The organism is Arhodomonas sp. KWT (genome assembly GCF_010993615.1).
Genome location: NZ_WNXE01000213.1, coordinates 1 through 3,603, shown reverse-complemented (window position 1 = coordinate 3,603; position 3,603 = coordinate 1). Strand labels below are relative to the sequence as shown.

Genomic DNA, 3,603 nt, shown 5'->3' with positions numbered 1-3,603 from the left:
GAATGGGAGGTGATCACCGGCGACGCCCCGGCGCCGGTGGATGACGGTCTCACCCCCGTCTACCCGACCACGGAGGGTGTCACCCAGCCGACGCTGCGCCGGATCGTGGCCCACGCCCTGGATACCGGGGCGCGGGCGCTGCCCGAGCTGCTGCCGGATCGGCTGCGCGAGGCGCTGTCGCTGCCGCCCCTGGACGAGGCGCTGGCCATCATCCACCGGCCGCCGCCGGACACGTCGGTCGAGGCCCTGCTCGACGGCCGCCACCCCGCGGTGCGCCGGCTCGCCTTCGAGGAGCTGCTGGCCCATCGCCTCAGCCTCCTGCGCCTGCGCGAGGCCCATCGCCGGAGCCTGCCGGCGCCGCGGCTCACCGGCGACGGTGGGCTGCGCGAGGCCCTGCGGCAGGCCCTGCCGTTCGCGCTCACGGAGGCCCAGGAACGGGTCCTGGCCGAGGTGCTGGCGAATCTCGCCGAGCCGCAGGCCATGCTGCGGCTGGTCCAGGGCGATGTCGGCTCGGGCAAGACGGTGGTCGCCGCGCTCGCCGCACTCGCCGGGGTCGAGGCGGGCTGCCAGGCGGCGGTGATGGCGCCCACGGAACTCCTGGCCGAGCAGCATTTCCGTGCCTTCCGTGACTGGCTGGTCCCCCTCGGCGTGAGCGTGGACTATGTCTCCGGGCGACTGTCCGGGCGGGCCCGGCGGGACGCCCTGGCGGCGCTGGCCGACGGCACCACGCGGGTCGCCGTGGGCACCCACGCCCTGTTCCAGTCGGAGGTCGCGTTCCGTGCCCTGGGGCTGGTGATCATCGACGAGCAGCACCGCTTCGGCGTGCACCAGCGCCTGGCGCTGCGGGACAAGGGCGCGGACGGCACCAGCCAGCCCCACCAGCTGATCATGACCGCCACCCCAATCCCGCGGACGCTGGCGATGACCGCCTATGCCGACCTTGACGTCTCCGTGATCGACGAGCTCCCGCCCGGGCGGCAGCCGGTGGCCACCGTGGCGGTGCCGGACACCCGCCGCGAGGACGTGGTCCAGCGGGTGCGTGCCGCCTGCGCCGAGGGCCGGCAGGCGTACTGGGTCTGCACCCTGGTGGAGGAGTCGGAGGTGCTGGAGGCGGAGGCGGCCGGGGAACGTGCCAGGCTGCTCGGCGAGGCGCTGCCGGATCTGCGCGTGGGGCTGGTCCACGGCCGGCTCACGGGCAGCGAGAAGGAGGCGGTGATGACCGCCTTCGAGCACGGCGAGCTGGACCTGCTGGTGGCCACCACGGTGATCGAGGTGGGCGTGGACGTGCCCAACGCCTCGCTGATGATCATCGAGAACCCGGAGCGCCTGGGCCTCGCCCAGCTTCACCAGCTCCGCGGCCGGGTCGGCCGGGGCAGTGCCGCGAGCAGCTGCGTGCTCCTCTACCACGGCCCGCTTTCGGAGACCGCGAAGGCCCGCCTGGGGGTGCTGCGCGAGAGCGGTGACGGCTTCCGCATCGCCGCCCGGGACCTGGAGATCCGTGGCCCGGGGGAGCTGCTCGGCACCCGCCAGACCGGCGCGATGGAGTACCGCATCGCCGATCTCGGGCGTGACGCGGACCTGCTGGACGATGTCCGCACGGCGGCCGCGCGGCTGTTCGCCGGCGACGCCGCCACCGTGCAGGCGCTGATCGAACGCTGGGTGGGCGAGGGCGAGCGCTACGCCCAGGCGTGAGCAACCCGTTCAGGTGTCACGGATCTGAAAGGAGTCGAACAGCCGTTCTATAGGGTGCCCCCGGGCCGTCTCCAGCAGCTCGACTACTCCGGGCGCGCGGTAGCCGGGGGTGGCGACGCCGGTGGCGCGGCAGGCCTGTACCGCGTAGTGCCGTACGCCGAGCCCCGCCAGTTCCCCGGCGAGGTGCAGTAGCCCGTCCGGGCTGATCACAAGGGGGTGAACCGTGGTACGGACCTCGTAGGCGACACCGCTGCCGAGCAGGTAGTCCAGGCTCTCCCGGGCACGCTCGCCACTGCCGGGCACGCCGGTGACCCGCTCGTAATCGCTGAACCGGGTCTTGACGTCGAATCCCACCCAGTCCACCTCTGGCAGCAGCCGGCGCAACCGCTGCGGATAGGCGCCGCCGGTGTGCAGACCGGTCTCGAAGCCCAGGGATCGGACCTCGGCGAGGGCGTGCGCAAGCCCCCGTTGGAGGGTCGGTTCGCCGCCGGAGAAGACCACGCCGTCCAGTAGCCCCCGGCGCTGGCGCAGGAACTCGCGCACCGACGGCCAGCCGATCGTCTCCGGACCCGTGGCCGGGATCAGGTGGGGGTTGTGGCAGTAGCCGCACGCCCAGGGGCAGCCCTGGCAGAACACCACGGCGGCGAGCCGTCCGGGCAGGTCCACCGCGGTCATGGGGACGAGGCCGGCCACCCGGAGGGCGGCCGGCGGTTTCCGGTCAGTCAAGGTGCGTGCGCTCCTCGCGGAAGTGTCGCCGCTCGTGGTGCTCGCCCCGCTTGCCGACGTTGAACGACGAGACCGGACGGTGGTAGCCCATGACGCGGGTCCAGACCTCGCAGGGCTGACGCTCCTCGTCGCGGAGTGTCTCGTGGCTGTCGTGGTCGAATCGTGCTGTCTTCATGGCGTATGCCCTCCTTGCGTGTTGCTGACGATGTCGCGGTCCTGTCCGCCGGACCCTCGCCGCCGGTGCGCGAGGATCTCCTCGTCGCACCGGGGGCAGTAGGGGTGCTCGCCGGCGAGGTAGCCGTGCCTGGGACAGATGGAGAAGGTCGGCGTGATCGTGATGTAGGGCAGGCGGAAGCGCTCCAGCGAACGCCGGACCAGCTTGCGGCAGGCCGCCGTGCTGGAGATTCGCTCGCTCATGTACAGGTGCAGCACCGTCCCCCCGGTGTAGCGGCGCTGCAGTGCCTCCTGGTGTGCCAGTGCCTCGAACGGGTCGTCGGTGTGGCCCACCGGCAGCTGCGAGGAGTTGGTGTAGTAGGGGGTCTCCTCGGTGCCGGCGTGGAGGATGCCGGGGAAGCGCCTGCGGTCCTCACGGGCGAAGCGGTAGGTGGTGCCTTCCGCGGGCGTCGCCTCCAGGTTGTACATGTGTCCCGTCTCTTCCTGGAATCCGGCGATGACGTCGCGCACGTGATCGAGGAATTCGGCCGCGAACCGTTGGCCCCAGGGCGTGGCGATGTCGTGGGCGTCGTCGGTGAAGTTGCGGATCATCTCGTTGATCCCGTTCACGCCGAGGGTCGAGAAGTGGTTGCGCAGCGTGCCAAGGTAGCGCCGGGTATAGGGGAACAGCCCGGCGTCCATGTGCCGCTGGATGACCTTGCGCTTGATCTCCAGGCTGCGGCAGCCCAGCGTGAGCAGGGTATCGAGCTGTTCGTACAGCGCCGCGGCGTCGCCGCGGTAGAGGTGGCCGAGGCGGGCGCAGTTGACCGTGACCACCCCGAGCGATCCGGTCTGTTCCGCGCTGCCGAACAGGCCGTTGCCCCGCTTGAGCAGCTCGTTGAGATCGAGCTGGAGCCGGCAGCACATGGAGCGGACCATGTGCGGCTCGAGGTCAGAGTTGATGAAGTTCTGGAAATACGGCAGGCCGTACTTCGCGGTCATCGCGAACAGTCGTTCCGCGTTCTCCGATTC

General features: G+C 71.3%; 4 protein-coding genes. 1 reads left to right on the top strand and 3 read right to left on the bottom strand.

Features of this window, described 5'->3' with window-relative positions; all coding sequences use genetic code 11:
- On the top strand, window positions 1–1,692 hold a 1,692-nt coding region (gene recG, locus G7A99_RS16775), incomplete at its 5' end, for an ATP-dependent DNA helicase RecG (RefSeq protein ID WP_163142275.1).
- Window positions 1,693–1,701: 9 nt separating this feature from the next.
- Here the strand turns inward: recG and G7A99_RS16770 are convergent.
- From G7A99_RS16770 to G7A99_RS16760, 3 genes are all read right to left on the bottom strand, one after another.
- A complete protein-coding gene (locus tag G7A99_RS16770) occupies window positions 1,702–2,418 on the bottom strand; it encodes an anaerobic ribonucleoside-triphosphate reductase activating protein (RefSeq protein WP_163142272.1) in 717 nt (238 codons plus the stop codon).
- Window positions 2,411–2,593: an anaerobic ribonucleoside-triphosphate reductase gene (gene nrdD / locus G7A99_RS16765; protein WP_163142269.1), complete on the bottom strand. Its 183-nt coding sequence runs from the start codon at window positions 2,591–2,593 to the stop codon at window positions 2,411–2,413. Before nrdD ends, G7A99_RS16770 begins: the two co-directional genes overlap by 8 nt.
- Window positions 2,590–3,603, bottom strand: a 1,014-nt coding sequence (locus G7A99_RS16760; protein ID WP_163142267.1) for a ribonucleoside triphosphate reductase, incomplete at its 5' end; no start/stop codon positions are given. The genes nrdD and G7A99_RS16760, both read right to left, overlap by 4 nt.

What these genes read in the sequence shown, in the direction of transcription:
- nrdD (WP_163142269.1), bottom strand. Translation starts at nt 2,593, where the DNA reads ATGAAGACAGCACGATTCGACCACGACAGCCACGAGACACTCCGCGAC.